The organism is Mesorhizobium sp. WSM4823, assembly GCF_055811195.1.
Genome location: NZ_JBVVQL010000023.1, coordinates 1 through 25,514 on the forward strand (window position 1 = coordinate 1; position 25,514 = coordinate 25,514).

A 25,514-nucleotide genomic window follows, 5' to 3' on the forward strand; every position below is an offset into this window, starting at 1 on the left:
CCGCCTCTGTCGTCGTGGCGCTCCCATGAAGAACCTGGCCCATAGCGCATCCCTTGATTCGGAGGACAAGGATGCCCATCAAAATCTGGGATCAAACATCTAGTACTACAGTTGCGGATATGCGCGCCGTTTGTAGTGGGAGACGGTGGCGGCAGCCTGATGTCGTCGTCGCCATAGCGACCAGGCGATGATGAAGGGCTTTTGTGTTGGCGGGTAGATGAGGATCCGGGCGAGGAGATAGCGGATCTCGGGGACGCTTGGCACCAGCGCAGCCATCCGGATCAGGCGGCGATTGGCTCCTTTGGACTCGTTTCGTTCGGTTTGCTCCATGCGCTGCGGCGAAGATCAGCCGATAGTTTGGAGAGGAACGCCAGGGCGGCCATGCACAGGCTCATGTGGCGATGCCATCCGTGCCAGGACCGGGCCTCGCAATGGTCAAGTCCGAGATCATCCTTGGCTCGCTCAAAGCACTCCTCGACCGCCCAGCGCAGGCCGGCCACTGCCGCCAATTCGGCCAAGGAGGAACCGGGCGGGGCGAAGACCAGATAGTAGGCCTTTTCTGCGGATGTCGAACGCTTGCGGCGGACCAGAAGCCAATGCTCGAAGCCGCCTTTCGACGTCCAAGGGCGGCGGATGCGCGCCCAGTCGTAGAGCCGAGGCCCTTTGGCGCCTTCCCTTGCCGCATGACAGACCCAGTCCTCGGGCGCGAGTTCGCTGGCCAGTTCCTCGGGCGAGGTTCCCTCAAACCGATGATCCCCTCCACGGCGCATGAAGTGAGCGCCTCGAACCGCCAGGACATAGGGCTGCTCGCGAGCTTCCAGCACCCGACGAAGGCTACTGTCGGCTCCGTAGACAGCGTCGCCCAGAACGTAAGCGCACGGGACGCCGGCATCGAGCGCTGCCTCGACCATGGCGCGCGCCATCTTTGGCTTGGTCGCAAACTCGACCGTCTCCGGGATCGAGGCCTTGGCACATCGCGCCCGATCCTTTGTCCAACTCTCTGGCAGGTAAAGCCGGCGATCGACCAGCGCCTGGCCGTAGCGGCTCGCGTAAGCCAAGAACACACCGATCTGGCCGTTCTCGATCCGCCCCGCCGTTCCCGAGTACTGACGCGCGACACCGGCGGAGCGATCGCCCTTCTTCACAAATCCGGTCTCGTCGACGATCAGGACGCCATCCTCGTCGCCCAACGCCTCCACAACATAATCGCGAACCTCGTCTCGGAGCCGATCAGCGTCCCACTGGCTGCGTCCCAACAGCGACTGCATCCGATAGGGCCGCCCCGCTCCGGAGGTAGGGAGCGGCACTCGATGACGTGCTGCTCCGGCTACTGCCCATCCAAATGGAACGCGATTCCTTTTGTCGCATCAGACCCCCCGACTGGCCAAACCAATGCCTATGAACCGAATTCAGGCTGCCGTTGGCTGTTCCCGAATGCCTGATCGACGGGGCTGTAGCCAAAGCAGTGGCGGCCACGGGGCGAGCACTGCACAATTTCTCAGCTGTCGAACAATTCCTTGTACCCGCTTGTCATAACCCAGTTTGCACGGTCGAGATAACTGCGAACAGCCTTCCTCGCACGCTCCGGTTCTCGTCTCGGATCAATGCCGAGGATCAGATGTGCCATTTCCTCTTCAGTAGCATTGTCGCCGGATGCATCGAGGAGCCTCATATAGGTTGTAAAGTGCTCCTTGTCGTAGGCTGTGATGCCGTCTGACCAGGGCACTTCGTCGGCAATCGCCAAGTCCGATTTAGGCTGTAACATTGCTGATCCTAGCTTCAGATGATCGCCTCCGCGAACCCCTCTCCCGGCAAAATGTGGATTACATATTATAGTTGATAAACTCAAGTCGCCTGATCCGGTGGCTTGCGTGCATGGATATGCGCAAGTTGATCGGACGAAATGTGCAGCGGACCAGGCAAAGGAAGCGTCTGACCCAAGAGCAGCTTGCCGACATTTCCGGCTTCAGCCAGCAGTACATCAGCGGGTTGGAGAAGGGCCGAAGAAATCCGACGATCATCACGATCTATGAACTGGCGTTGGCGCTCGGCGTCAGCCACATGGATCTCGTACGGCCCGACAAACAGGCGTGAAGTGGCCGCTCATGTAATTACTAGGCGCCAGCGCCTGACGGCGCTCACTGGCTCTCACTGGGAGTCCGGTCTTCCCCGGGCCGACCGCCTATTGTCGCCATCCCTTTGCCGATGAGTGTTCGGCGGGGCTCGCGGGCGAGGTAGCTGAGAGAACCAGCGCTACGAGGTTGCAGTCGAGGCTACGACGTTCTGATCAAAGGCGGGCGCAACGCAGCTGATCGCGTACCTTGACAGGGGGCCTTGTGCTGGGCGTTCTTACAGAAGTCGTCATGGGAAACTGAAACTAGCCCGAGGAAGGGCGAACGCTAACGGGCGTCCGAGGGCGCCCGCTAGCTCAAAGCGCGCTCACGAAGCCGCGGTATCAGAATCGGTACGTGACACCTGCGCCGATCAGCCACGGATCAAGCTCGGCTTTCCCGGTCAGCTTCGCGCCGGCCACCGTGACGTCGAAGTCTGGCTTGAGGAATAGCTTCTTCACGTCGAAATTGACGCCCCAGTGTTGGTCCACCATGTAGTCGAACCCGACCTGCAGCGCGGTGCCGAACGTGTTCTTCACCTTGAGAGCGTCGGCGCTGCCGGCGTCCTGGTTATAGAAGACCGTGTAGTTCACGCCCGCGCCGACATAGGGCTTGAAGGCCCCGAAATCGGTAAAATGGTACTGCAATGTCAGCGTCGGCGGCAGCAACCAAACCTTGCCGATATTGCCCAGCCCACCAATCGAACCCTGGCCCGTGATATTGGCATAAGTGGTGCCGAGGATAAGCTCGGCGGCGACGTTGTCCGTGAAGAAGTACGAGATGTCGAGCTCCGGCGTCACGGTGTTCGAATAAGAAAGACCAGAGCCGGGCACCGCATCAACGTAGCCCGAATCCTCAGTGATGACCCCCAAGGCGCGCAGGCGGATCTGCCAAGGGCTAGCCCACTCCGGCACCCAGGCACCCTCGTGGGGGTCGCACGGGACCTCTGGAACGTCAGCCGCAGCCGCCTGCTCTCCGACCAGGATCAGCGTGATGGCCGCTATTAGCCCCCGCGCAATGTTCAATTGCCTTGTTGCCATCGTATTCTCTCCTTGCTCTTCAGAAATGTGGACTGAACGTATGGTCAGGCTGTATTGACCGAGAGCGACAGAGCGATGGCGCATTTTGCGCAAGCAGTGCTCGCATTTGTAGATTTGCCGCAGCCGTGAACCTGCACTCACTCGCTCACTGTAGTTTGCTCTTATTTGGCTCCCCGCCGTTTACGACGCTGTCAGCGTGCCAGCCGATCGCGCTGCGAAGAAAATTGATGCCAAGACTGATGAACGCTGCTCGCTCGCGATTGTCCTTGCCGTAGCCGTGCCCACCGGCGCTGGGCTCGTAAAAGTAAGCGGGATAGCCAAGCGCTTGCAGTTTTGCGGCCATCTTACGCGCATGGCCCGGGTGGACGCGGTCGTCGCGTTTCATACTGGCGAGCAGGATAGGCGGATACGGCTGTCCCGGAGTGGAAGTGTGATAGGCGGAGATTTCCTTCAGGAAAGCCCAATCGTCAGCCTTGTCGGGATCGCCATATTCGTCGATCCAGCTCGCGCCTGCCAGGAGCTTGCTGTACCGTCGCATGTCGATAAAGGGAACTGTGCAGAACAGCGCGCCGAATTGCTCGGGATAGCGGGTTAGCATGTTGGCGATCAGAAGGCCGCCGTTCGAGCCGCCCTGCGCGGCGATGCGCCTCGACAGTGTAATGCCTCTTCGTACCAAGTCGGCGGCAACGGCGGCGAAATCGTCATGGGCGAGACGTCTGCCCTGCCTGCGCCCGGCATCGTGCCAGCGGGTGCCGAACTCGCCGCCCCCGCGGATGTTCGCCACCACACAGGTGCCGCCGCGTTCGAGCCACAGCTTGCCGAGCGAGGAGTTGTAGGAGGGCAGGAGCGATACGCCGAATCCACCATAGGCGGAAAGGTGAACCGGGGCATCACCCTTCGCGTTCCGTGGACCGACCTGCGTGTAGGGGATCATCTCGCCATCGATCGACACTGCCTCATGGCGCGTGACCACCAGTCCGGATGCGTCGAAATTCTCCGGGCTGCGCTTTAGGATTACCTGAGCGCCGAGAGGCGGCGCGGCTTCGAGATCTAATAGGGAAAGCTGGGGCGGAGTGGTCGGGTCCTGGGCCAAAACCAGAAGCTCTCCATTGCTCTCGTGAACTGCGGCATCGAGTGACCAGAGGTGAACAGTCCCTTGCGCTGGCACGGTGTCCAGCACTCGGCGCGTCCATTCCTGCGGGCCTGGGACAAACATCTCAAATTTTCGGGCGAGGTTCGCCAGGTAGGTGATGATGAGCTTTCCATCAGTCCAGAAGAATGATTGCAGGCAGCGCCGCTCGGCCGGTTCAAACAGGGTACGAAAACGTCGCTCGCCGGCGATGAAAGAGGAAAGCGACATGCCGATCAGTGCGTCGGCGCAATAGGTCGTCCCTGCAACCGTCCATGCTTTGCGCGGCTTTACCGCGAGCCAATCGCCAAAGTTAACCCACCTAGCGTCCTTGGGAAGGTCGATCTCAATCTTCGGGCCGCTTCTGTCGCCAATGCGTACCAGCTTCTCGAAGCAGCCCAGTTGCTCGACGAACCATAGGCGCTCGGTCGCGGCGGTGCGGTCCAGATGGCCAGACACACCGAGGTTTTCGTAACCGGTCTTGAAGATTACCGCCGCGGTGAGGGGATCCGCGCCACGCTTCCACAGCCGCACGGTGCGCGCATAGCCGGAGCGAGTTGCTATACCCTGACCAAGCGCACTGGAAAGCAGAAGGGTGTTGGGGTCGAGCCAATGAACGCCGCCCTTGGCTTCGGGAAGATTGAAGCCGTCGGCGACAAAGCTCAGAGAGCTCAGGTCGAATTCACGATGCACAACTGCGTCGCCGCCGCCGCGCGACAGGCGCAAAATGGCTCTTTCCCGTTCCTCCGGCTCGATTGACGCGCCGCCCCAGATCCAGTCCTCTGCGTCGGTAGTAGCGAGGGCGTCAAGGTCGAGGAGCAGCTCCCATCGGGGATCCGCCTCCATGTAGACAGAAAGGGTGGTCCGGCGCCACAGCCCGCGCGGATTTCCGGCATCCTGCCAAAAATTGTACAGGTACTGACCGCGGCGCGTGACCAGGGGCATCCGATCTGGGTGGTCGAAAATCGCTGTCAGCGCCGCCCGGTCGCGCTCAAACTGCCCTCCACTGAAGTGCTTCAGGGTCTTTGCCGACTGGCCCGCCGTCCACGCAAGTGCCCGTTCGCCTTCTACATCTTCAAGCCAAAGGTGGGGGTCATCGTCGGGTGCATTCACAGTTGGTCGGAAATCGAACTCGGTCATGTCCCGATAACCGGGCGAGTGAAAGCGCAATGGTTTCGGTCTGCTCGGGAATGCTCAGTGTTGGCGGGCGCGCCAGCATCTTCGAAAAGCGTGATCATCAGAGGGTTCTTCTCAGTTAAGACGCCAGAGTGCTCTTGCGGACAGGGACTGCATCTGTCGTGCCAACTGTGAAATCGTTCAAAACAATGGGATGACTCTAGTAGCGCTGTGTCACATGGCCGACATAGTCAACAATCCGACAGGGAGCGCACCCGTAGTCGCCGGATCAAGCTCCGCCGGCGAGCCGGCGACATAGTCAGAACTCAGGCACCTCAAAATGACTTGGCTGGGCCGCTGCATCTTCGCGCCGGACCGCTTAAACGCTTCCGGATCCAATTGGCGGACGACACCACGACTCGATGGCCGCCATGAAGGAACGAAGCGTCTGTGGGTCTAGACACCAGAGCGGGAAAAAAATCGAAGTCCGAGGGCCGTTCGGCTGGCTTTGATGGTTTGGTCAAGCCCCTGCCACCGCGCGCATCCCCGACCGCGTGCTCCAGGTGCAAGAAGCTCCCAAAGGCCCGGCGTGAGCACCACCGCAAAGGAATTGCCCACCTCGCCGTTCGTGCTTTGAGGTCCGCTAAACAGTCGGCTTACCTGTACACCTATACAGGCTGCCATAGCCCGGAACTTGTCCTCCAATGGCGGGAGCTTCCCCTAGGAGACCTCCCATGACTACGCTTACAACGCCCGCGCTACCACGACCTGCGCACAATCAACGTACCCACCGCCGCAGCATGGGGTCTTCAAGGAACGTTAGGAACGTGGCGAAGGAGCCGACCACTGGCGTCCAACCAACTCACTTGGCCTGCTCGGGCCATGCTGGCTGCGCTGGTTCGATCAAGTCAACGCTATTTGCCTGCGTGATCTGCCCCGAAGGGTGCCGACCCCACACACTTCGACGAAACACATCCATTGGGGGTTGGTTGCTCGGGCGCCGGTGTTTCGCCAACCGGCATGATGTTTCGACCTGCCCGGGGGCGGGCAGGGGAGCACAATAATGCCTGCAGTTCTCGCGAAAGGCGCGGACGAGGCGGATTGGCGCGATGAAAGATCATACCATTACACTGCTGGTCTGACGCCGCGCGAGTGGGCCTGGGAGTTCTTACGTCGCAATCCAGCATTCCAGCGCGACGTGATCGCTGCAAGCCAGCACGCCAGTACTTTGTCCTTTGGACCCTCTCTCGACGTAGTCTCGTCGACCGGTAACCTGTCACGGTGGGGCGTCCTGTTTCGCCGAGTCTTACGGGCGCAATTCGGTCGTATTCTGGTCTCCGCTATGGTGCGCTCATGTGCTGCCGGTGATTGCAGAACAGCTGTCTGCTTGGTCGGCGACAGGGCCGTTCGAGCTCTCGGCATTGCCATGCCGTGCGACGGTCCTGCTGGCGCCAGACAAGGGCCAGCATGTTCTTCTTCGCAAGGCGGAGCATACGCTTCAGCTCGCCGTCTCTGGCGCGGATATCCTGCACCCCGTTGGCCTCCGTACCGAGGCCATTTGGCCCGCGACCCTTTCGAAGCATCGCCTGAGGGCGCTCAAGTGCCTCAATGCCCTAAACTTGGGTCAGCACTTGCCCGCCCGCTTGTTTCCGCCGGAAAAACGCAGTCCCCGTTTGACCTTCGTTCTTCGCGCGCTCGACGGTTCACTTGCTGGGGCGTCACATCGCGAACTCGCCGAAGCGCTGATTGGTCATCGGCGCGTCCATGCCGACTGGAGGGATCCTCGCGATCATCTGCGCGACCGCATTCGCCGCGCTGTCAATCGTGGCCGCGCCCTCATGTATCGGGGGTACGGGGGTTTCCTTCTTTGAAAGGGACAGTGCGACCTGTACATCAGCCGGCGAACAGGTCGGAGCTAGAACCGGTCACCGCCAGTTCGCCCGGTCGACTTGGCGGGGATGGCCTTGCAGGTGCGCTCTGGTTCAGGCGTCAGTCGATGCGGAGAGGCACGTTCGACATTGTCCGATAGGTGACAATGTCGAGTACGCAACAGAGAAAAGAGCTGTCGCGTCGGATGTTGCAACGCTTTTTGCCTTGGCACGGAACATGCACGCTAGCAAAACGCGCGGACTGAGTGGTTCCCCCCTCCACGAAGGTCGCAGACTTACGCCACCTCCCAAGGCGTACCCGGCCCGGCAGCGAGCTCAGTCTCCTGCCGGGCATGCGGGTTCAGCCGTGCTTGCGTTCAGGACTTTAAAATCAGAGACGCAATGTTTCGCTTCCGGCTATGCGGCTTGGTGCCGAAAGTTGAGGTGGCGGAACTTGGCGCTGCGTCTGACATGATTACGTGAATGAAGCGCAAGGCCTAAATAAATTGTCAGACTTCGAGCGCGGTCGTTGTGGCTCCGTGTTCACGGCAGCGACTATTTTGGCCGTTGCCAACCCGAGATCCGCCTTTGAAGTAGATGCGGAAAGGCTCACTCGCAGCGTAGTCTTGGCACCTCATAGCTGATCCTCGTCAGCACATGCGACGGAGCGTGAGCGCGGCAGGCGAACCTGTGGAGAGACAGGTTTCGCGATCGCATCGGTGTCACACCATGGGCTCGTCAAGGAGCACGTATTTGGAAGGCGCGATGCTTGAACCCAATACCTGCGGCAGGCCGATTGCTCAATTGAAAGTGTCTTGAAGCGCTTCGATGCCGCTCACTACCCGCAGCCGCCGAGCCGCCTATTCCTCGGCAGTCCGTCGGCTGCTGCGCTATTCAGCGGCCGCGCTGTTGCCCGTCCTGTTCACCACAAAATCGAGGCGCAACCACTCCCTAATGAGCAACGCGCCCACGCCTTACGGGCTGTGGAATTTATGCGCCAATGGGTGAGCAGATCGACTTCGACAAACTCGTCTGTCTGAGCGATGCGCATACGACCAACAGCCTGCGTGGCGTCCACGTGTAGGATCGCCTCCGGAGTGACGCGGCGATGAAATCGGTCAAAACTCCAGTGGTTGAACGACACTCGTCGCGCAGTTCAAAGCCATGACAGAAACGGTCCGGCGTGAGTGTCACAGCGAACGCATCTGGGCTCGATCGAACCTGACGCATTCGCTGGACGCAGCCTACTTCGGCGCTCGAGAGTCTTTGGCCGAAGACTCTCGCTTCATAGAGGTCAGGACCGGCATGCATTGGACTACATGGGTGTACTTCGACTAAGTTGTCACGCTTATCACTTTCTTTGCGGCCAGCTGTTCCTCCAAAATTGCCTAGGTTCAACGGCCGACATTCGGAATGTTGCGGGAGCGTTCAGTCTTGGTGTAGGGGTCGTTCTGCTTGTTGAGTGACGATGATCTGGCCCAGATCGGCAAGGCACTCGACCACGTAGTCCGGTCTGAATGGAAACCGCTCTATGTCACCGCGTTTGGTCACCCCCGTAAGCACAAGGGCTGTTTTCAGGCCCGATTCCAGCCCTGCCAGCACGTCGGTGTCCATGCGGTCACCGACCATGATCGCATCGACAGCTCGTACTCCCAGCCGATCGAGCGCGTTGCGCATCATGAACGGGTTCGGCTTGCCAACGAAGTAGGGCTGACGGCCGGTGGCCTTCTCGATTAGTGCCGCGACTGCCCCACACGCCGGATGGGAGCCCCGCTCGGTCGGGCCAGTCGCATCCGGATTGGTGGCGAGAAGACGCGCGCCCTTCGCCACAAGCTCGGCGCCAGTTGCGATCTGCTCATAGTGGTACGAAATTGTGTCCCCGAGGACCACGAATTCGGGGGCAACCTCCGTTATCCGGCAGCCTGCCTGCCGCAGGGCCTCGACGAGACCGTGGTCGCCGATGACATAGGCAGATGATCCCTGCTTTTGCAGTTCCATGAACCGCGCCGTGGCGAGCGCCGAGGTGTAGATGTGCTCTGGCTGCACGGCGAAGCCGACCGCTCTTAGACGCTCGGCATGATCTTCGGGCGTGAAGCGCGAGTTATTGGTGAAGATCTGAAACGGCTCACCCCTGGCGATTAGCCCGGCGACATAGCCGACGGAGCCACCAATCGGTTGGCCGCCCCGGACCAGGACCCCGTCCATGTCGAGCAGATGCGCTGTAATCATTGGATCTCAACCCTCAATGTCTTTCGTGCATGCACGGCCTGGGCACGTCTTGTGTCACTGAATCTTCTCCAGGCGAGAATGCCGGCGACTGTACCGATTGAGAGCGATGCGCGAAGGGCGCTCAGTTGGCGGTGCGGCAATAGGGAGGCTGCGGCGTAAACGTGTCGTTGGCATCCGCGGGGCGTGCGGACGCCATGCACCGTCGGCTGACGACATTCGCTGCGTCAGCGCAGCTGATGGACAATCGCGTTCTATTTTCTGTGAACCACTAGCCTGGCGAGACGTGCCGCGCTTGGATAGGATGAGCAACCTGCAGTCTGCTAGCGGCGCCTTGCCTCCTCGCCGTAGAGGCGGTTCAAGGTAGCTGGGCGTCTAGATCTCACTTAAGGCACGCAGGCCGCGGGTTGCGGTGAACGACCCCGACAGAAGGTTCGCCAAAGCGCTCGATCATGCCTTTGGTTCATTCTGCGCCTGAGGTATCCATCCACATAGAGATCAGATGCCGCCCATGCAGAGGTATTTCATTTCGAGGTAGTCTTCGAGCCCATGGCGGGAACCTTCTCGCCCAATGCCGGATTGCTTGATGCCGCCAAAGGGCGCCGCTTCCGAAGACATTCGCCCCGTGTTGATGCCGACCATGCCGTATTCCAATGCCTCGGCAACGCGCCAGACACGCTTCAGGTTCGAGGCATAGAAATAGGCGGCGAGGCCGTAGATCGTGTCGTTGGCCTCACAAACGACCTGATCCGCATCGTGGAAGCGAATGATCGGGGCCAGCGGCCCGAAAGTCTCCTCTTGCGCAGCCGCCATAATGCCGGTGATTTCAGTGAGGACTGTGGGTTTGAAGAAGGTCCCATCCTTGCCGATGCGTTCGCCACCGCATCGAATTGCGCCACCCTTGGCAACGGCATCTGCGATGTGGGACTCGATCTTGGCCAAAGCATGCACGTCGATGAGCGGTCCGACGTCCACTGCCGGAGCGAAGCCGTCGCCAACCGACAAAGACCGGACTTTCTCCACGAATTTTTCAACGAACTCATCGTGAACGCTCGATTGGACGTAAAGACGGTTCGCTGAAACACAGGTCTGCCCGGCGTTGCGGAACTTCGCCTGGATCGCGCCGTCAACCGCAGCGTCGATATCGGCGTCGTCAAAGACGATGAACGGCGCATTGCCGCCGAGCTCGAGGCTGACCTTCTTGATCTGGTCCGAACACTGGCGCATGAGCAGCCTGCCAACCTCGGTCGAGCCTGTAAAGCTGATCTTTCGGACCTTCGGGTTAGAGCAAAGTTCACGTCCGACGCCATCACCTTCAGACGCATAAATTAGGTTCACCACGCCGTCGGGAAAGCCGGCTTGGTGGGCGAGGGCGAACATTGCACCTGCCACGAGCGGCGTCTGTTCAGCAGGCTTAAGTACGATCGTGCAGCCCGCCGCCAGGGCCGGCGAGATCTTGCGCGCCACCATCGAGGCCGGGAAATTCCATGGCGTAATCGTGCCGACCACACCGATGGGCTGCTTGATCACCAGCATGCGACGGTCTGTCGACGGTGCGGAGATCGTCTCGCCATAGATGCGATTGGCTTCTTCGGCGTACCATTGCAGATACGCGGCCGCGTGCGAAACCTCCGACTTGGCTTCGGCAAACGGCTTGCCCATCTCTGCAGTGAGTATCGCGGCAAGATCATTGGCGTGGTCAATGATCAGCTCATGCCATCGCCACAAAACGTCACTGCGTTCTCGGGCGGTCAGCCCCGCCCATCCAGGCTGTGCTACATAGGCCCTGTCGATCGCAGCGCGCGTCTCCTCCACAGCCATGTCGGGAAGCACCGCCAGGACTTCACCGCTCGACGGATTGAGGACCTCGAATGTCCGCTCGCTAATCGGCGTGCCGAGCGCCGGCAGGCGATCAATGGCGCCAAACAGGTCCGGGGATTTCAAGTGGCGGATCATCGGCAGGCACAGGGGCAATACCGTATTCCTCTCAAAGTGCGGCTGATATTTAGGTCGACACGGCGTCTGTGTGTACTGCGCGCCCTGACGGTCCTGATAGGGCCTCGGACAGAGGGCGGGTAGACCATTGTACTCACCCTAAAGCCAGAATTTTGAACTGTTCTGGTCCATCGATTGCGGTTCTCACCAGGTGCAGCCTCAAGGATGGACATCGGCTTTCCCCACCGCGGCTGGTTCTGCGCATCACGACAGGACTCCTCCGCCAAAGCGACGGTGAGGCTGCATTTGATGATCACTCGACAAAACTGAGGCGGAAGGTTCCTGTCCGAAGAAGTTGCTTTTCTTCCGAGCTTCTTTTGGGGCATCTCTCAGCGCGTTTGAGGCTTTGTGTTGAAAGCCGTGATCGTCTTCGAGCCTAAGTAAAGTCGCTGCTCCTAACGGAAGTTGGCGCCATCACGCTTGCGCGAGGAGAGCACTGCCTGCAGTCGCACATGACCTTGAACCGGTGAGGCAAGCGACATTTCCCAATCAATGACTCCAAAAATGCTCAAAGAAACGAACCTGGTCGCGGAGTATGTCGGATACGCTCGCAGGCTCAACCCAACCGCAAGATCCGCTTCGGCCCCCGCAGCTGAGGATCCCTGTTTGGAAAACAGCTTCCTCGTCGGAGGCCTTGGCTCGTGTCCCGCCTTCTGGGTCTATACTGTCACTCTCGCGGCTGCCGTCTTGACGGATCTTGTCTTTGCAGCCGGGCCCGTGTCTCGGCCCTTTGCCTCGGCACAAGCTGCTCCTTGGGGTACTTATTTTCCTTGCGAGGCGCTCTTCGATCTGCCGACCGGCTTGCACGTAAACAGAGATCCCAACTTCGCTTTTTACGGGAAAGTTGGAATCCCTTGCTTGCCAATTGTTAGGATTCAGCATTTACGCCGTTCCGAAGACGATCGACGCGGACCTTGGCAGAGCGTGAGATTGCCGGTCGTCAAGGAACATCGGCAAGCCCGGGGCCAACACCAAAAATGGCTGGCTCGGTCGAAAGCAGATTCTTCGCCGCCGCCCTGACCTGGTCGAGCGTCACTTGTTGGATGAGGGCCGGGCGGCGCTGAACGTAATCTATGCCAAGTTTGTCAAGCTGCAACGCGAGAAGCGTGGCTGAAATGGATCTCGAGGAACCCAGATTCTGGATAGCGTAGGCGCCGATCAGATACTTCTTGCTCGCCTCCAGCTCCGCCGCTGTTGGCCCTGTGTCCACCAGCTCCTTGATTACGTGTCTTATCAGGTCGAGCGTCTCGGTCGCCCTGTCGGCGCGCGTCGAGGTGGTCACCACAAGCGAGTTGGAATGCTGGTAGGTTTCCAAGCTAGAGGAGACACCGTAGGCAAGGCCACGCTTTTCGCGCACTTCCTGGAACAGTCGTGAGGTAAATGGCGAACCACCCAGTATGTCGTTTATCAGCTGCGCGGCATAGAATTCCGGGTCGCTGCGTCCGATGCCGGGAAAAGCCAGGTGGAGCGAAGTCTGGGGTAAGGCGTAGGCGACCAAGGTCGACCAGCCAAGCTTCGGGGTGACATCAGGTACCTTCGCAAGCGTCTGTTTCGGGGGCAAATCTCCGAACAACTCGTCGAGCCTTACACTCAGGGACTTGGCATCTATGTCGCCCACGACCGCGACGTGCAGCCCGCCGCGGGCGAAAGCGGCCTTGTGGAAGGCGCTTAGATCGGCGGGCGTTGTGCGGGCCAGGCTTTCCTTGGTGCCCTCGGGCGGCCTGGAATACGGATGCGTGCCGTAGATCCTGCGCCGCCATGCATCCACGCCGATCGCGTGAGGTTCGCGCTCGTTGGAGATGATGCCGGAGAGAAGCTGAGCGCGGATTCGGTCAAAGGGTTCCTGATCGAAGCGGGGCCTGTTCAACGCGAGCCTGATAAGATCGAAAGCGGCGTCCCGGCGCAGGGAAAGCATGCGCACCGAGCCATAGATGCCATCACGCCACGCTTGGAAGCTCATCTCAGCGCCGGCATCGTCGAGCCGCACCTGAAAGGAGTCGCCGCCGTAATCGCCTGCGCCTTCGTCGAACAAGCGGGTCATCAGATTGGCAAGCCCCTCCTTACTGGCCGGGTCTTGGCTGGTACCGCCGTCAAACACGAACTGGAGCGTGATGATCGGCAGCGTATGGTCTTCCACCAGCCAGGCGGTGATCCCCTTTTCAGATTTCACCTCCTGGATGTTCAGGGCAGCCCGAGCGGTAGGTGCCGGGAGGACGAGGAACAAAATAGCAAGGCAAAGCACAGCCAGAGAGGAGGCGAGGCGCCGGCCCTGTCCAAAAGGAGAGGGCAATGCTTGTGGAATGGCCCTGCGGTAGAGGTTCGTCATCATATCAATTTTCCTTGGGCAGGAGATAGCCGGTGGTCCAATGGTCGGACACGAGGTAGCGGGCGGCAACGGCCTTAACCTGATCGGCCGTAACCTTGCGGATGCGCTCAGGCCATTCCTCGACGTCTTTTACATTGCCGCCTGTGGCAAGCGTTGCGCCATACATGTCGGCGATCGAACTCTGCTCGTCGCGGGCGAAGATCATCGAGCGGACGTAACGATCCTTGGCCTTCTCCAACTCGCCTGATGTGACCCCGTCCTTGGCGATGCGCGCTATCTCGGCGTCGACGGCGGCCTCGACATCCCCAAGCTTGGCGTCGCCGCGCGGCGAGCCGTGGATGCTGAAGTGGCTGGCATCCAGCATGGTGCCCTCGAAATCAGCGCCGACCTCCGCGGCTATGCCCTGCTTGACAACGAGCTCCTGGTTCAGCCGACTGCGGTTGCCGCCGGCGAGAATCTGTGCCAGCAGGTCCAGCGCCTCGGCTTCGCCGGGCTCGGCGGTGCGATAGGACGGCACCACCCAATGTCTGGAGAAGTTGGGGACCGAAACGCGGTCGTCGCTCAGCGTCAATGTGCGCTTGGTGTTCTGCACCGGCTCAGAGGCGCGCTCACGCGGCGGCAGCTCCGGTCCACGTGGGATCTTGCCATAGATCTTCTCGGCCAGCGCCTCTACGGCCTTGGGCTCGATGTCGCCTGCCACCACCAGCACGGCGTTGCTCGGCCAGTAGTATTTGTAATAAAACGTGACGGCGTCGCTGCGATTCAACTTTTCGATCTCGTGCATCCAGCCGATCACCGGGATCCGGTAAGGTTGGCTCTGCCAGAGCGCCGTGACGACCTCCTCATCGAGAAGCGCCTGCGGATTGTTGTCGACCCTCGAGCGACGCTCTTCGCGGACCACGTCCCGCTCGGTTTTGATGACGTTGTCCGTGAGGGTGAGATTGCGCATGCGATCAGCCTCGTAGCCCATCATCTGCTCAAGTGCCGAAGGCGGCACTATTTCGTAGAAGGCGGTAAAATCGTAAGAGGTGAAGGCGTTGAGAGAGCCCCCGATCTCGGACACCGCGCGGTCCAACTCGCCGGCGCCGTGATTGGCCGTCCCTTTGAACATCAGATGCTCGAGGAAATGTGCGATGCCGGACTTGCCAGGGGGCTCGTCGGCGCTGCCGACCTTGTACCAGATCATGTGGGTGACGATGGGCGCGCGGTGATCCGGAATGACAACCACCTCCATGCCGTTCTCGAGCAGGAACTTCGCTGCCTTGATGTCATTGGCGGCCGCGGCAGGTGCGGTCGTCAGAAATGCCATCGCGGTCGCAAAAAGAGCGCCCCGCAGCCAGGCAGACAGTCGCTTCGGTTGCGGTGACCGGGCGATTGACAAGGCCCGAACCGAAGTGAGTTGTCCTTCATTTTGAAGGTTCTGCGTCCCTGTCGCACCCACCTGGAGCAGGTGGATTGGTGGAGAGCGCCGGTTCAGACGAGCGCTCACAATGCTGCCAGGCCCGGTTCGGATGTCAGTTTTGAGTAGGTCGGCGAAAAGTGGGGCAGCATTTTTCTGTGTGGGGATCATGGGACGACTCTCCTGCGCGTTTCCAATGAACCGCGCACGAGCCGTGCCAAATGAGAAAGCCGTTTCGGCGATGCGATCCACCGGAATCTGTGTTGCGTATCTGACATTGTCCGACGTCAGACAATGCCGACGGGGAGCGCTTGCCGGTAAAGAGGTTGCTAGGTGCAATACCCTTCGCAAAGCGGCGCGAACATGGTGACGTTAGCGCGCCCGTGGTTGCTGGTCGTCCGCGTGCTCTTGCTCACATCGGCCGACCGCAGGTCCCGCAACACGACTCCAAACCAGCGATAGGCGCGGTTCTGGAATTTACCGGAGCGTTGCAGGACTTGTGTTTGCCATTCGGAGCGGGCGCGAGACGCTTCCGCGACACGCGGTCATGATGGAGCTCTCGAGCCGATTTGCGATTTGACCGGGGCTTTTGCTATTTTCGCTTTTGCTGCCCCTAAAATCTCGGATATGAAGCGGACCTGGCTTATGGCCTGTCTACATTGAATGGTTACAAAGGAATACGCTATGGCGACTGGAACGGTGAAGTGGTTCAACAGCACCAAGGGATTCGGTTTTATCCAGCCTGACAACGGAGGTCAGGACGTTTTCGTCCACATCTCCGCTGTCGAACGAGCGGGCCTTTCGACCCTTAATGAGGGCCAGAAGATCAACTACGAGGTCGAACAGGACCGCCGTACAGGCAAGTCCTCAGCAGGCAGTCTCAGCAAAGCTGGCTGATCTTTTTCTGCTTCTGCCCGGCAAGAGCCGGGCAGAAGGGCCACTGACCGCGCCATATGAGCGGACAAGGACACGGATCTCCCGCTGACCGGCGGCGGATTGCGGGAAGCTGCTGAGTTCTACTGAAACAGATGTTTGCAAGTGAAGAGGGCCGGTTTCAGCCCTCTTATTATCTGCAGTAGATCTTGCGTAGCAGATGCCGACGGTGACCGCGCGCATCGGAACGAATCTGGACAATGAGATCAAGCTTCGGACTTCTTGTGGGCCCGGTCGCTTCACACCAGATCAATGCTCTATTTTCGGTCATGAACCCCCTGCGTGTGATTTCATGGAGGAGGGCTCCGAGGCATTCTCGATCGATCGTGCCGGGGAAATGAACGAGCAATTCAGCCAGCCTCCAGCCATCGACACCTCCGGAATCAAGAGGGCAGGGTACATTGGCCCAGTGGGGACCTGGACCCATCAAGCCTCGCTGGACCTGTTTGCTGACTAAGTTGAACTCGTCCCGTTCAGCGACGGATTGTTCGAAGCATATGAGAATGGCTGCGTCGACGTTGCATGCGTCCCAGCTATGATCTCTCTGGTCGGAGCCACTCCCTACCTCGACCAAGTTCTGCGGTTGACGTCTCCCAGGATCATAGCCGAGTACCCGAAGGTCCTGAGCTACAGCCTTATGGCCAGCAAGGATGCAAGTTCTCGATGATCACTAAGGTGGTGGGTCACCCCGTGGCCCTACAGGAGGTGGCCGGGTGGCTCGACGAGAACATGCCCAATGTCGAGCGAGAGAGCCGTGGGGGAGCGACATGTTTCGTGGCTGAGCAAAACTCTCCCGACAGCGGCATTCGGTCCTGCGCTTGGTGCTAAGCTCTACAATCTGCAGATTTTGCGAACAGGAATTGAAGAAGGCCTGCATAACGTTACGCGGTGGTGGGTGCTCGGGCGCAGGACCCCTGCGCCGACAGGATGTGACCGGACAACACTTCACCTCCGCGTTTCAGAGCAAAATCTCAGTGTGTCCTGAACAGGTTCTCGAAGGACGACTTGGCCGTTCTCAATGTCTATCAGCTTCCGACATGCGAGCGGCTGGACACTCATCACTATGTCATTGATGTCAGCACGTTTTGACACGCCCGGCTTTGGCCGCGGTGGTGGAGATTGATGGCCTGAGAATTCTCGGATCGTACCCACGTCACTATTAACTATGGCCAACTAGTTTTCGTCCAAAACCCAAGACTGTTGATCTGACGAACAGGGGACCGCCGCATCGAAACTTGATGCGATGTACACGACCGTGCCTCGGGACGTGAATGAGATCATTGCGTCGACGATCTTTCGTGCCTGCGAAACGGTGTTATTCAGAGGCACAGATGTCGACCGGCCAAGCATATTGCAAAACCAGCCATCGTTGTATGACTGTGATGCGTATAGGCGGTACGTTTGCCCATTCGGGAAATCAAACACTTCAAATCCGCGCAGTGGCGCCGTGACCGGTCTTCGGCGCGTTTCGAGCAGGCCGTTTAGCACGAGCTATCGCTTTGGGCCCCTTACGATGCTTGGCTGTGCTATGGGACAGTCCGGTCGACAAAAGCATCGAAAGCGGCAGCAACAGCGCGAACCACAAAGCGATGCTCATGCCGCACCCGGATGAAACCGGTTTCGATGTCCACGATCCCATCCTCGGCCAGCTTAACCAGGCGATCAGCAGCCGGATCGAGAAGGCGAGTTGGATCGAATCCATACGCCGCACAGATTGCCGGCACATCGGCCTGCAAATCGCACATCAGCCGCTCGATGATGGCGGCTCGCACGCGGTCTTCGTCTGTCAGCCGGTAGCCTTTTAAAGTCGCCAGACGGCCAGCTGCTATGTGCCGGCTGTAGGACTCACGTGTCACCTCGTTCTGGACGTAACCCTCGCCGACCCGCCCGATAGAGGACGCGCCGAAACCGATCAGGGTTTTGCAGGTGTCGGCTGAGTAACCCAGCGAGTTACGCCGTAGGCGACCGCTGGCCTGCGCCAGCGAAAGTTCGTCGTCCGGCAAGGCGAAATGGTCCAGGCCGATCTCACGGTAGCCGGCCGCAACCAGCGTCTCTGCCACGGCGGCAGCCTGTTCGGCGCGGGCGACGCTGTCAGGCAGCGCAGTCTTGTCGATCAGACGCTGATTCTTTCTCACCGAGGGAATGTGGGAGTAGGCGAACACCGCAAGCCGGTTGGGACGCATGGCGACAGTCGCCACCGCAGTCTCGACGCAGGACTCTACCGTCTGGTTCGGGAGACCGAAAATGAGATCGAAGTTTACGCTTACGCCATGCCGGCGCAGCTCTTCGACGGCAGCGGCCGTCTGCGCCTCGCTCTGGACCCGGTTGATCGCTTTTTGGACGATCGGGTCGAAGCTCTGCACCCCGAGACTCGCGCGGCTCACCTTCGCTGCTCCCAACGCTTCGACGATCTCGGCGGTGAAGGTGCGCGGATCAATTTCCACGGCAATCGTAGCGGGTTCACCGAACGCGAAGCGGCGGCGCAGGAGTTCTATGGTGGCCAGGAACTCGGCTGCCCCGATCAGGGTCGGGGTTCCACCGCCGAAATGCAGGTCGTTCACGACGAGCCCCTGCTGCACTTTTTCCGAGACCAAACGGATCTCGTTACGCACAACGTCCAGATAGTTGAGGATTGGCCCCTGATTGCGGGCAATCGTGGTCGGGAAGCCGCAAAACCAGCAAATCGATTGGCAGAACGGAATGTGGAGATAGAGCGACACCGAATCGTCAACCGGCAGACCTCTTAGCCATTCCTCATAGCTTTCGGCCCCGACGCTGGCAGTGAATTCCGGCACAGTCGGATAGATGGTGTACCAAGGCAGGAGAGCCTCGCGATATTCTTTCGTGATAGAGGTCCGCAACGGTTTCCGTCCAAGCTGAAAAGTTGGTCCTTTTACCGCTGCGGTCTCCTGTGTCTCTGCGCTATGTCAGTTCCATTGCGCTTTGCGGCGTGTAATCACACCGTGCAAGGAAAAGGCGGGATTTTGATCCCGCCTTTTCGAGTGTTTCGCTCACATCTTGCTGATCGAGCCGCCAGCCCCACAACGGGTCTGGATGGAGGAAGTCACGCTGATACCTTCTTTCTAGACCGCTTCTCGGGCGTCGAGACCTCAGGCTCTTTCGGTTTGCGGCCCAGTCCCATTGTCTTGGCCAACGCAGAGCGCGCAGCCGCGTAGTTCGGCGCGACCATGGGATAGTCTGAAGGCAGACCCCATTTGGCGCGATATTCGTTGGGGGTCAGCCCGTAATGGGTCGCCAGATGACGCTTTAACGATTTGAATTTCTTGCCGTCCTCAAGGGAGACAATGTAATCCGGCGTCACCGATTTTCTGATCGGGACGGCCGGCGTCAACGCCGTCGGCTCTTGTGCCGAGACGCGACCGGCGGCCGTGCGTTTCAAAGCTTCGTGCACCTGGCCGATCAGGGTAGACAGTTCGCCCACCGGAACCGGATTGTTGGAAACATAGGCTGAGACAACATCCGCGGTAAGATCGATGAGGTTGTTGGCTTTTTCAAAGTCTTCTTCTGGCATGAAACTCTCCGGTGGATTGGTTTGCGGAGCGGTCGCTTCTAGGGGTGATTTCCGTTGAAAGCAACAAATCTCGCGACAGCATTGTTCGTTGCTCGTCCAGGATTGAGGTTTATAGCGCCACTCCACGCTGTCGTGACACTAATCTGCGCGGCAATCGCTGTCATAACTGCGACGGTATCCGCGTTCAGCCCCGATCTCGTCGGTCTGAAGTGCAAAAGAAAGACGCAGAAGGCTCGTGAAGCACCAAGAGCCGTGAATGCGCCGGGCGCAGCTTGCGCGTATGGATTGGCCTTGCGGCAGTGGCGACAGACCACGAAACCGACCAAACCCTCAGGCGAACAAACAGCGATTGCGCGCGCCCACCATTGGAATGCGCCGTCAGGCGATGAATCGCAGTCACTGTTCCGCCGCTCGATCGGCTTGGTCGGAGGCACGATTCCCTGGATCCGCTGATCTAGCGCAGGGCGTTCCCGGGCCGCATGTGGACAATGGTTCCCGTGCACATCCTAAGGACTCCACTTATGAAAATTCTATTCCCTGCGGGGGCTGTTGCGTTGGCGGCAGCCACAGCTTTTGCTGCGCGGTCCATTCCGCCAGACCTCAGAGAAACGGCACTGGCCATCTTCAAGCCCTTGCCGTCCATACCGGCGGTTACCACCAACCCGAGCACGCCGGAGAAGATTGCCCTCGGCAAAGCCCTGTTCTTCGATCCGCGCCTCTCGGCCTCAGGCGTTTTCTCCTGCAACTCGTGCCACAACCTGGCCACCGGCGGCGACGACAATCGTGAAACTTCGATTGGCCATGGTTGGCAGAAGGGGCAGCGCAACGCGCCGACGGTGTTTAACTCTGCCTTTAACAAATCACAGTTCTGGGACGGTCGCGCCGAAGACCTGAAAGCTCAGGCCAAAGGGCCGATACAGGCCGGTGCCGAGATGGCCAACACATCGCACCAAGTGGTCGAGACGTTCAAATCGATGCCGCAATATGTGGAGTGGTTCCACTCAGCTTTCCCGGGGGAGGCCGACCCCATCACCTTCGATAACCTAGCCACCGCACTCGCAGATTATGAGGCGACGCTGGTCACGCCGGCCCCCTTCGACGCCTACCTCAATGGCGATGACACCGCCGTCGGCCCCGAAGCGAAACAGGGCCTGGCCCTTTTCATCGAAAAGGGCTGCTCATCCTGCCATTCCGGTGTCAATCTTGGTGGGGACGGTTATTATCCATTCGGCCTCGTTGAGAAGCCTAGCGCCGACATTCTCCCCGAGAATGACAAGGGACGATTTGCCGTCACCAATTTACCAGAGGATTCCTATGTCTTCCGTGTGCCGTCGCTGCGCAATGTAGCAATCACCGCGCCATACTTTCATTCGGGCAAGGTCTGGGACCTGGGCAAGGCGGTCGCGATCATGGGCACCACCCAGCTTGGCGAAGAGCTAACCCAAATCGAAATCGATCGGATCGTTGCCTACCTTCATTCGCTGACCGGAAAGCGACCGGAGATCACATATCCCATCTTACCGCCTGAAACGCCCACAACACCTCGGCCTCGATCCTAGCATTGGAAAGCAGACGATGGGGCCTGTGAGCATTCCTTGACCGATCTGGGCGAATTGCTACGAGCCTCGTCCGATTGGGCCGCCTACGTCGCCGACCATTCGGCTCAGGTTGGAGGGGAGCCATTGCACCAGCCAGCTCCCAGGCGAGGAGATCGCCGACACTCAGGCGGTGTCCCGTCACCACCTTCGCAAAGTGACGCCGGCCATCGCCCTACCAGTCCATCACCACCTTGCCGGAACTACCGCTGCGCATCGCATCGAAGCCGGCCTGAAAATCGTCGATGCCGATGCGGTGGGTGATCAGGCCGGAGACATCCAGCGGGCCCTGCACAAGCGCGATCATCTTGTACCAGGTTTCGAACATCTCGCGGCCGTAGATGCCCTTGAGATGCAGCATCTTGAAGATGACCTTGTTCCAGTCGATCTCGAAGCCGGTTGGAGCGATGCCCAGAATGGCGATCTTGCCGCCATTGTTCATGGTGTCGATCATGTCGCGGAAAGCGGGGGCGGCGCCCGACATTTCGAGGCCGACGTCGAACCCCTCGGTCATGCCAAGCGCCGGCATGACGTCGCGCAGCTTTTCCTTGGATGCATCGACGACATGCTGAACGCCGAGCTTTTTCGCCAGCGCCAGCCGCACCGGGTTGATGTCGGTGATGACGACTTTCCGGGCACCGACGCATTGCGCGACGAGCGCGCCCATGATGCCGATCGGCCCGGCGCCGGTGACCAGCACGTCTTCGCCGACCAGATCGAAGGACAATGCCGTGTGGACGGCATTGCCCAAGGGATCGAAGATAGCGGCGATCTCGTCGGGCACATCATCGGGGATAGGCACGACATTGTGCTGCGGGATCGCCAGATATTCGCCGAAGGCGCCGGGGCGGTTGACGCCGACGCCGAGCGTGTTGCGACAGAGATGCCCCCTGCCCGCACGGCAGTTGCGGCAATGGCCGCAAACGATATGGCCTTCGCCCGACACGCGCTGGCCGACCTTGTATTCGGTGACCGCTGCGCCGAAATCGGCAACGGTGCCGACGAATTCATGGCCGGTCACCATCGGCACCGGCACGGTCTTCTGCGCCCACTGGTCCCAATTGTAGATGTGAACATCGGTGCCGCAGATCGCCGCCTTCTTGATCTTGATCAGCACGTCGTTAGGGCCGATCTCCGGCACCGGCACCTCTTCCATCCAGATGCCCGGTTCGGCCTTGGCCTTCACCAGCGCCTTCATCATATTCGACATCAGATGCTCCTTACACCTTGGTTGGTTCCACTCCTCGCCACTCCTCGGCAGCTACACAACGGAAAGGTAGGCTCGGAGAGCACACCTGAGATCTTTGGGCCGATCGGAATGCCGACGGGGGGCCTTTGTGTCAAAGCAACACTCCACGGCGAGCCGTGCGCGTGAAAAGCTCTGTTCCAGCGAACCTCAGCAAAAGCGGAGCACACGCCGTGCCAGATGCAGCCAGCTTCAATTCAAGCGATGAGGAATGGTCGCAGCTTGCGGCTGGGCGGTATGGCTATTTGTCGATGCCCGCCAAATGCAACGCATATCCTTTGATTAGACACTCTGGATGGTCAACCTCGCCGCCGATTTGTCGATGGTGCCGGTGCACAGGCGGCATCTGCAAGCGTTGATCCCTCGCGTCTGTCGGCCGCTGGCCCTGTGAGGCAGAAGCTCACGGACAAAACCGCCTTCCTTCGTGGTCGAAATCACCCGTCCGGGGACTAAGCGGCTTCCCAGATCCTGCCCCGGCGCTGAGCCGTCGTGCCGACCTTCGGCTGGACGACAAGGGTGGGGACTCGCACGCGTCGACCGATGTCTTCGCGGCTTTCGATGCCGTCCTTTCTGCCTCAAATTATGCGCGAGGCCCGCGGGCCAAATGTTTGGTCACAGTGGCTCGGCGGCCCGCGCCTGCGCTTTCTCCCGTAGCGCGCATGCTGCGGCGACCATGTTGATGAGGGCAGGGCGGACCTCTTCCCAATTCCTTGTTTTGAGGCCGCAGTCCGGATTCACCCACAGTTGGCCGTCCGACAGTCGCTCGCGAGCAAGTTGGGCGAGATGCAAAATCTCGCCGATCTCGGGGACACGTGGCGAGTGAATGTCGTAGACGCCGGGACCGATTTCGTTCGGATATTTCGACTTGGTGAAGGCGTCCAGCAGTTCCATTTTGGAGCGCGACGTCTCGATTGAAATCACGTCCGCGTCCAGTTCAGCGATCGAGTCGATGATCTCATTGAACTCCGAATAGCACATGTGGGTGTGAATTTGGGTCGCGTCCTCTACACCCGTCGAGGCGAGCCGGAAGCATTCGACAGCCCAGCCGAGATAATGTTTCCAATGGGACTTCCGCAGGGGCAAGCCTTCGCGAAACGCGGCCTCATCGATCTGGATCACCCTTGCGCCAGCTTTTTCAAGGTCGGCCACTTCATCGCGGATGGCGAGTGCGATCTGGCGGCAGACCTCGGCGCGGGGTACGTCGTCGCGCACAAAAGACCAGTTAAGAATCGTCACTGGGCCAGTGAGCATGCCCTTCACCGGCTTTTTCGTCAGCGACTGGGCAAATTGCCACCAGATGACCGTCATCGGATTGGGCCGCGATACGTCGCCGAAGATGATGGGAGGGCGCACGAGTCGGGAGCCATAACTTTGCACCCAGCCATGCTGGGTGAAGGCGAGGCCGGACAGCTGCTCGCCGAAATGCTGCACCATGTCGTTGCGTTCGAACTCGCCATGTACCAGCACGTCCAGCCCGATCTCCTCCTGCCAGCGGACCGCCGCCTCGGTCTCCTTCTTCAGAAAGGCCTGGTAGTCGATATAGCTCAGCCGGCCCTTCGCATGAGCGGAGCGCGCCCTGCGCACCTCGGGCGTTTGCGGGAAGGACCCGATGGTCGTCGTCGGGAACAGCGGCAGGGCGAGCGTGTCAGCCTGGACTCTCGAGCGCTTGGCAAATGCGCTCTTTCGTTGCTTCATGGCGCCGTCAATGCTGCTGACGCGCCCGCGGACGAGCGGATCGTGGGCCTTTGTCGACATTGCGCGCGCGGCGGCCGCCTCATCAGAAGCCTTTAGCCCGCCTGTTACGGCCTCCCTGCCTTCGGACAAGGCTTGGGCCAGCACGAGCAGCTCTTCAGTCTTCTGGGCGGCGAATGCCAGCCACGAACGGACGTCTACATCGGGCGCGGTCTCCATCCGCAGGTCCATCGGCACGTGAAGCATCGAGCAGGAAGGCGCAATTTCGACGCGGTCCAGCGGCCAACCGACGATGACCGGCTTGATGCTGTCGAGAATGGCGGTCAGGTTCGCGCGCCAGACATTGCGGCCGTCGATCAGGCCAAGTGAGAGCACCAGATCCTTCGGTGCGAGCCGACCAACCGTCTCCAACTGCTCGGGAGCGCGCACGAGGTCGAGATGCAGCCCCGCCAGGCGCAGCGAAAGCGCGGTCTCGAGATTGTTTCCCAGCGGCCCGAAATAGGTAGCCAGCATAATTTTCACCTTGGGCGCGGCTTTCGACAGCTGCCCGTAGGTGAATTCGAAGGCAGCTCGTTCGTTCGGGTTGAGATCGAGCACAAGCGCCGGCTCGTCAATCTGCACCCAGTCGGCCCCCGAGAGCTCCAGCCTCTGCAGGAGTTGCTCGTAGACCGGCAGCAGGCGCGGTAGCAGCGCTATGGGATTGAAGCCCTGGTCGGGAGACTTCGCCAGCTTGAGGAAGGTCACCGGTCCAAGGATGACCGGGCGTGTATGGATGCCGAGCTCTTTTGCCTCCAGAAAGTGATCGACTGGTTTCGTCGACGAGAGGGCGAAGGTCTGATCGTCCCCAAGCTCCGGCACGAGGTAGTGGTAGTTGGTGTCGAACCATTTGGTCATTTCCATCGCGGTCACGCGCTGCCCCTGAACTGCATGCCCGTGACTGGCGTGTCCGCACCCCGCGCTATCGCCCTGCGTCCCGCGCGCCATCGCGAAGTAGATGTCAAGCGGGATCTCGCCGCCCGTCCAGCCGTAACGAGCTGGGACGGCGCCGACCATTGCTGCGGTGTCGAGCACATGGTCATACAGTGAGAAATCGTTCGACGGGATTTTCGACACGCCGCGGGCGTGCTGCTCGCTCCAGCTGGCGGCACGCAGTGCCTTCGCCGTCGCCAGAAGGTTGGCAGCAGACGATTTTCCGGACCAGTAGCTTTCGAGCGCGAATTTCAGTTCTCGCCGGCGACCGATACGCGGCACGCCAAGCGTTGCTATGGGAACTTGCTGGGAGACATTCATTCCATACCCCGATGGT

The 25,514-nt window shown here is 60.0% G+C and carries 16 protein-coding genes and 2 pseudogenes; 6 read left to right on the top strand and 12 right to left on the bottom strand.

Features of this window, described 5'->3' with window-relative positions; genetic code table 11:
• Window positions 1-281: 281 nt before the first annotated feature.
• Both AC0L26_RS30310 and AC0L26_RS30315 read right to left on the bottom strand, forming a co-directional pair.
• Window positions 282-1,292 (bottom strand): annotated as a pseudogene (locus AC0L26_RS30310) (IS701 family transposase); the annotation flags it as partial.
• Window positions 1,293-1,498: 206 nt separating this feature from the next.
• Window positions 1,499-1,765 carry a DNA -binding domain-containing protein gene (locus AC0L26_RS30315; protein WP_473635863.1) on the bottom strand — a complete coding sequence of 89 codons (267 nt, stop codon included), beginning with the start codon at window positions 1,763-1,765 and terminating at the stop codon, window positions 1,499-1,501.
• Between the two features lie 110 nt (window positions 1,766-1,875).
• Between AC0L26_RS30315 and AC0L26_RS30320 the strand changes: the two genes are divergently transcribed.
• Window positions 1,876-2,094 (top strand): helix-turn-helix transcriptional regulator, encoded by a 219-nt coding sequence (locus AC0L26_RS30320; RefSeq protein ID WP_473635864.1) that lies wholly within the window; start codon window positions 1,876-1,878, stop codon window positions 2,092-2,094.
• 361 nt (window positions 2,095-2,455) lie between these two features.
• Here AC0L26_RS30320 and AC0L26_RS30325 read toward each other — a convergent pair whose 3' ends face one another.
• Both AC0L26_RS30325 and AC0L26_RS30330 read right to left on the bottom strand, forming a co-directional pair.
• Entirely contained in the window at window positions 2,456-3,151 is a 696-nt protein-coding gene (locus tag AC0L26_RS30325) for an OmpW/AlkL family protein (protein WP_473635865.1), read from the bottom strand.
• A 145-nt stretch (window positions 3,152-3,296) separates the two neighbouring features.
• On the bottom strand, window positions 3,297-5,420 hold the full coding sequence (locus AC0L26_RS30330; protein ID WP_473635866.1) for a prolyl oligopeptidase family serine peptidase: 2,124 nt from the start codon (window positions 5,418-5,420) through the stop codon (window positions 3,297-3,299).
• 1,039 nt (window positions 5,421-6,459) lie between these two features.
• Between AC0L26_RS30330 and AC0L26_RS30335 the strand changes: the two are divergent.
• Together AC0L26_RS30335 and AC0L26_RS30340 are read left to right on the top strand one after the other, a co-directional pair.
• Window positions 6,460-6,636, top strand: a pseudogene (locus AC0L26_RS30335) (transcriptional regulator domain-containing protein); the annotation flags it as partial.
• Window positions 6,637-6,751: 115 nt separating this feature from the next.
• Window positions 6,752-7,267, top strand: coding sequence for a DUF2285 domain-containing protein (locus AC0L26_RS30340; RefSeq protein ID WP_473635867.1), 516 nt, complete (start codon window positions 6,752-6,754; stop codon window positions 7,265-7,267).
• A gap of 1,425 nt (window positions 7,268-8,692) precedes the next feature.
• Here AC0L26_RS30340 and AC0L26_RS30345 read toward each other — a convergent pair.
• The 4 genes from AC0L26_RS30345 to AC0L26_RS30360 all read right to left on the bottom strand — a co-directional run bounded on the left by AC0L26_RS30345 (window position 8,693) and on the right by AC0L26_RS30360 (window position 15,120).
• The gene (locus tag AC0L26_RS30345; protein WP_473635868.1) at window positions 8,693-9,493 is read right to left on the bottom strand and encodes an HAD-IIA family hydrolase; all 801 of its coding nucleotides are present in this window, start codon (window positions 9,491-9,493) and stop codon (window positions 8,693-8,695) included.
• Window positions 9,494-9,988: 495 nt separating this feature from the next.
• Window positions 9,989-11,464, bottom strand: coding sequence for an NAD-dependent succinate-semialdehyde dehydrogenase (locus AC0L26_RS30350; RefSeq protein ID WP_473635869.1), 1,476 nt, complete (start codon window positions 11,462-11,464; stop codon window positions 9,989-9,991).
• Window positions 11,465-12,425: 961 nt separating this feature from the next.
• A complete protein-coding gene (locus tag AC0L26_RS30355) occupies window positions 12,426-13,814 on the bottom strand; it encodes a M16 family metallopeptidase (RefSeq protein WP_473635870.1) in 1,389 nt (462 codons plus the stop codon).
• Between the two features lies 1 nt (window position 13,815).
• Window positions 13,816-15,120: a M16 family metallopeptidase gene (locus AC0L26_RS30360; RefSeq protein WP_473635871.1), complete on the bottom strand. Its 1,305-nt coding sequence runs from the start codon at window positions 15,118-15,120 to the stop codon at window positions 13,816-13,818.
• Window positions 15,121-15,894: 774 nt separating this feature from the next.
• Between AC0L26_RS30360 and AC0L26_RS30365 the strand changes: the two genes are divergently transcribed.
• Window positions 15,895-16,107 (top strand): cold-shock protein, encoded by a 213-nt coding sequence (locus tag AC0L26_RS30365; protein ID WP_008874821.1) that lies wholly within the window; start codon window positions 15,895-15,897, stop codon window positions 16,105-16,107.
• A 772-nt stretch (window positions 16,108-16,879) separates the two neighbouring features.
• Window positions 16,880-17,128: a prephenate dehydratase domain-containing protein gene (locus AC0L26_RS30370; protein WP_473635872.1), complete on the top strand. Its 249-nt coding sequence runs from the start codon at window positions 16,880-16,882 to the stop codon at window positions 17,126-17,128.
• A gap of 541 nt (window positions 17,129-17,669) precedes the next feature.
• On the opposite strand, the gene hemN is transcribed toward AC0L26_RS30370, so the two are convergent.
• Window positions 17,670-19,004, bottom strand: coding sequence for an oxygen-independent coproporphyrinogen III oxidase (hemN, locus tag AC0L26_RS30375; protein WP_473635873.1), 1,335 nt, complete (start codon window positions 19,002-19,004; stop codon window positions 17,670-17,672).
• Between the two features lie 203 nt (window positions 19,005-19,207).
• On the bottom strand, window positions 19,208-19,675 hold the full coding sequence (locus AC0L26_RS30380; RefSeq protein ID WP_473635874.1) for a Ros/MucR family transcriptional regulator: 468 nt from the start codon (window positions 19,673-19,675) through the stop codon (window positions 19,208-19,210).
• Between the two features lie 521 nt (window positions 19,676-20,196).
• Between AC0L26_RS30380 and AC0L26_RS30385 the strand changes: the two genes are divergently transcribed.
• Window positions 20,197-21,234, top strand: a complete 1,038-nt coding sequence (locus AC0L26_RS30385; RefSeq protein ID WP_473635875.1) for a cytochrome-c peroxidase — start codon at window positions 20,197-20,199, stop codon at window positions 21,232-21,234.
• 211 nt (window positions 21,235-21,445) lie between these two features.
• Here the strand turns inward: AC0L26_RS30385 and tdh are convergent, their stop codons facing one another.
• Window positions 21,446-22,480, bottom strand: a complete 1,035-nt coding sequence (gene tdh, locus AC0L26_RS30390) for an L-threonine 3-dehydrogenase (protein ID WP_473635876.1) — start codon at window positions 22,478-22,480, stop codon at window positions 21,446-21,448.
• Window positions 22,481-23,128: 648 nt separating this feature from the next.
• Window positions 23,129-25,474, bottom strand: coding sequence for a 5-methyltetrahydropteroyltriglutamate--homocysteine S-methyltransferase (metE, locus tag AC0L26_RS30395; RefSeq protein WP_473635890.1), 2,346 nt, complete (start codon window positions 25,472-25,474; stop codon window positions 23,129-23,131).
• Between the last annotated feature and the right edge of the window lie 40 nt (window positions 25,475-25,514).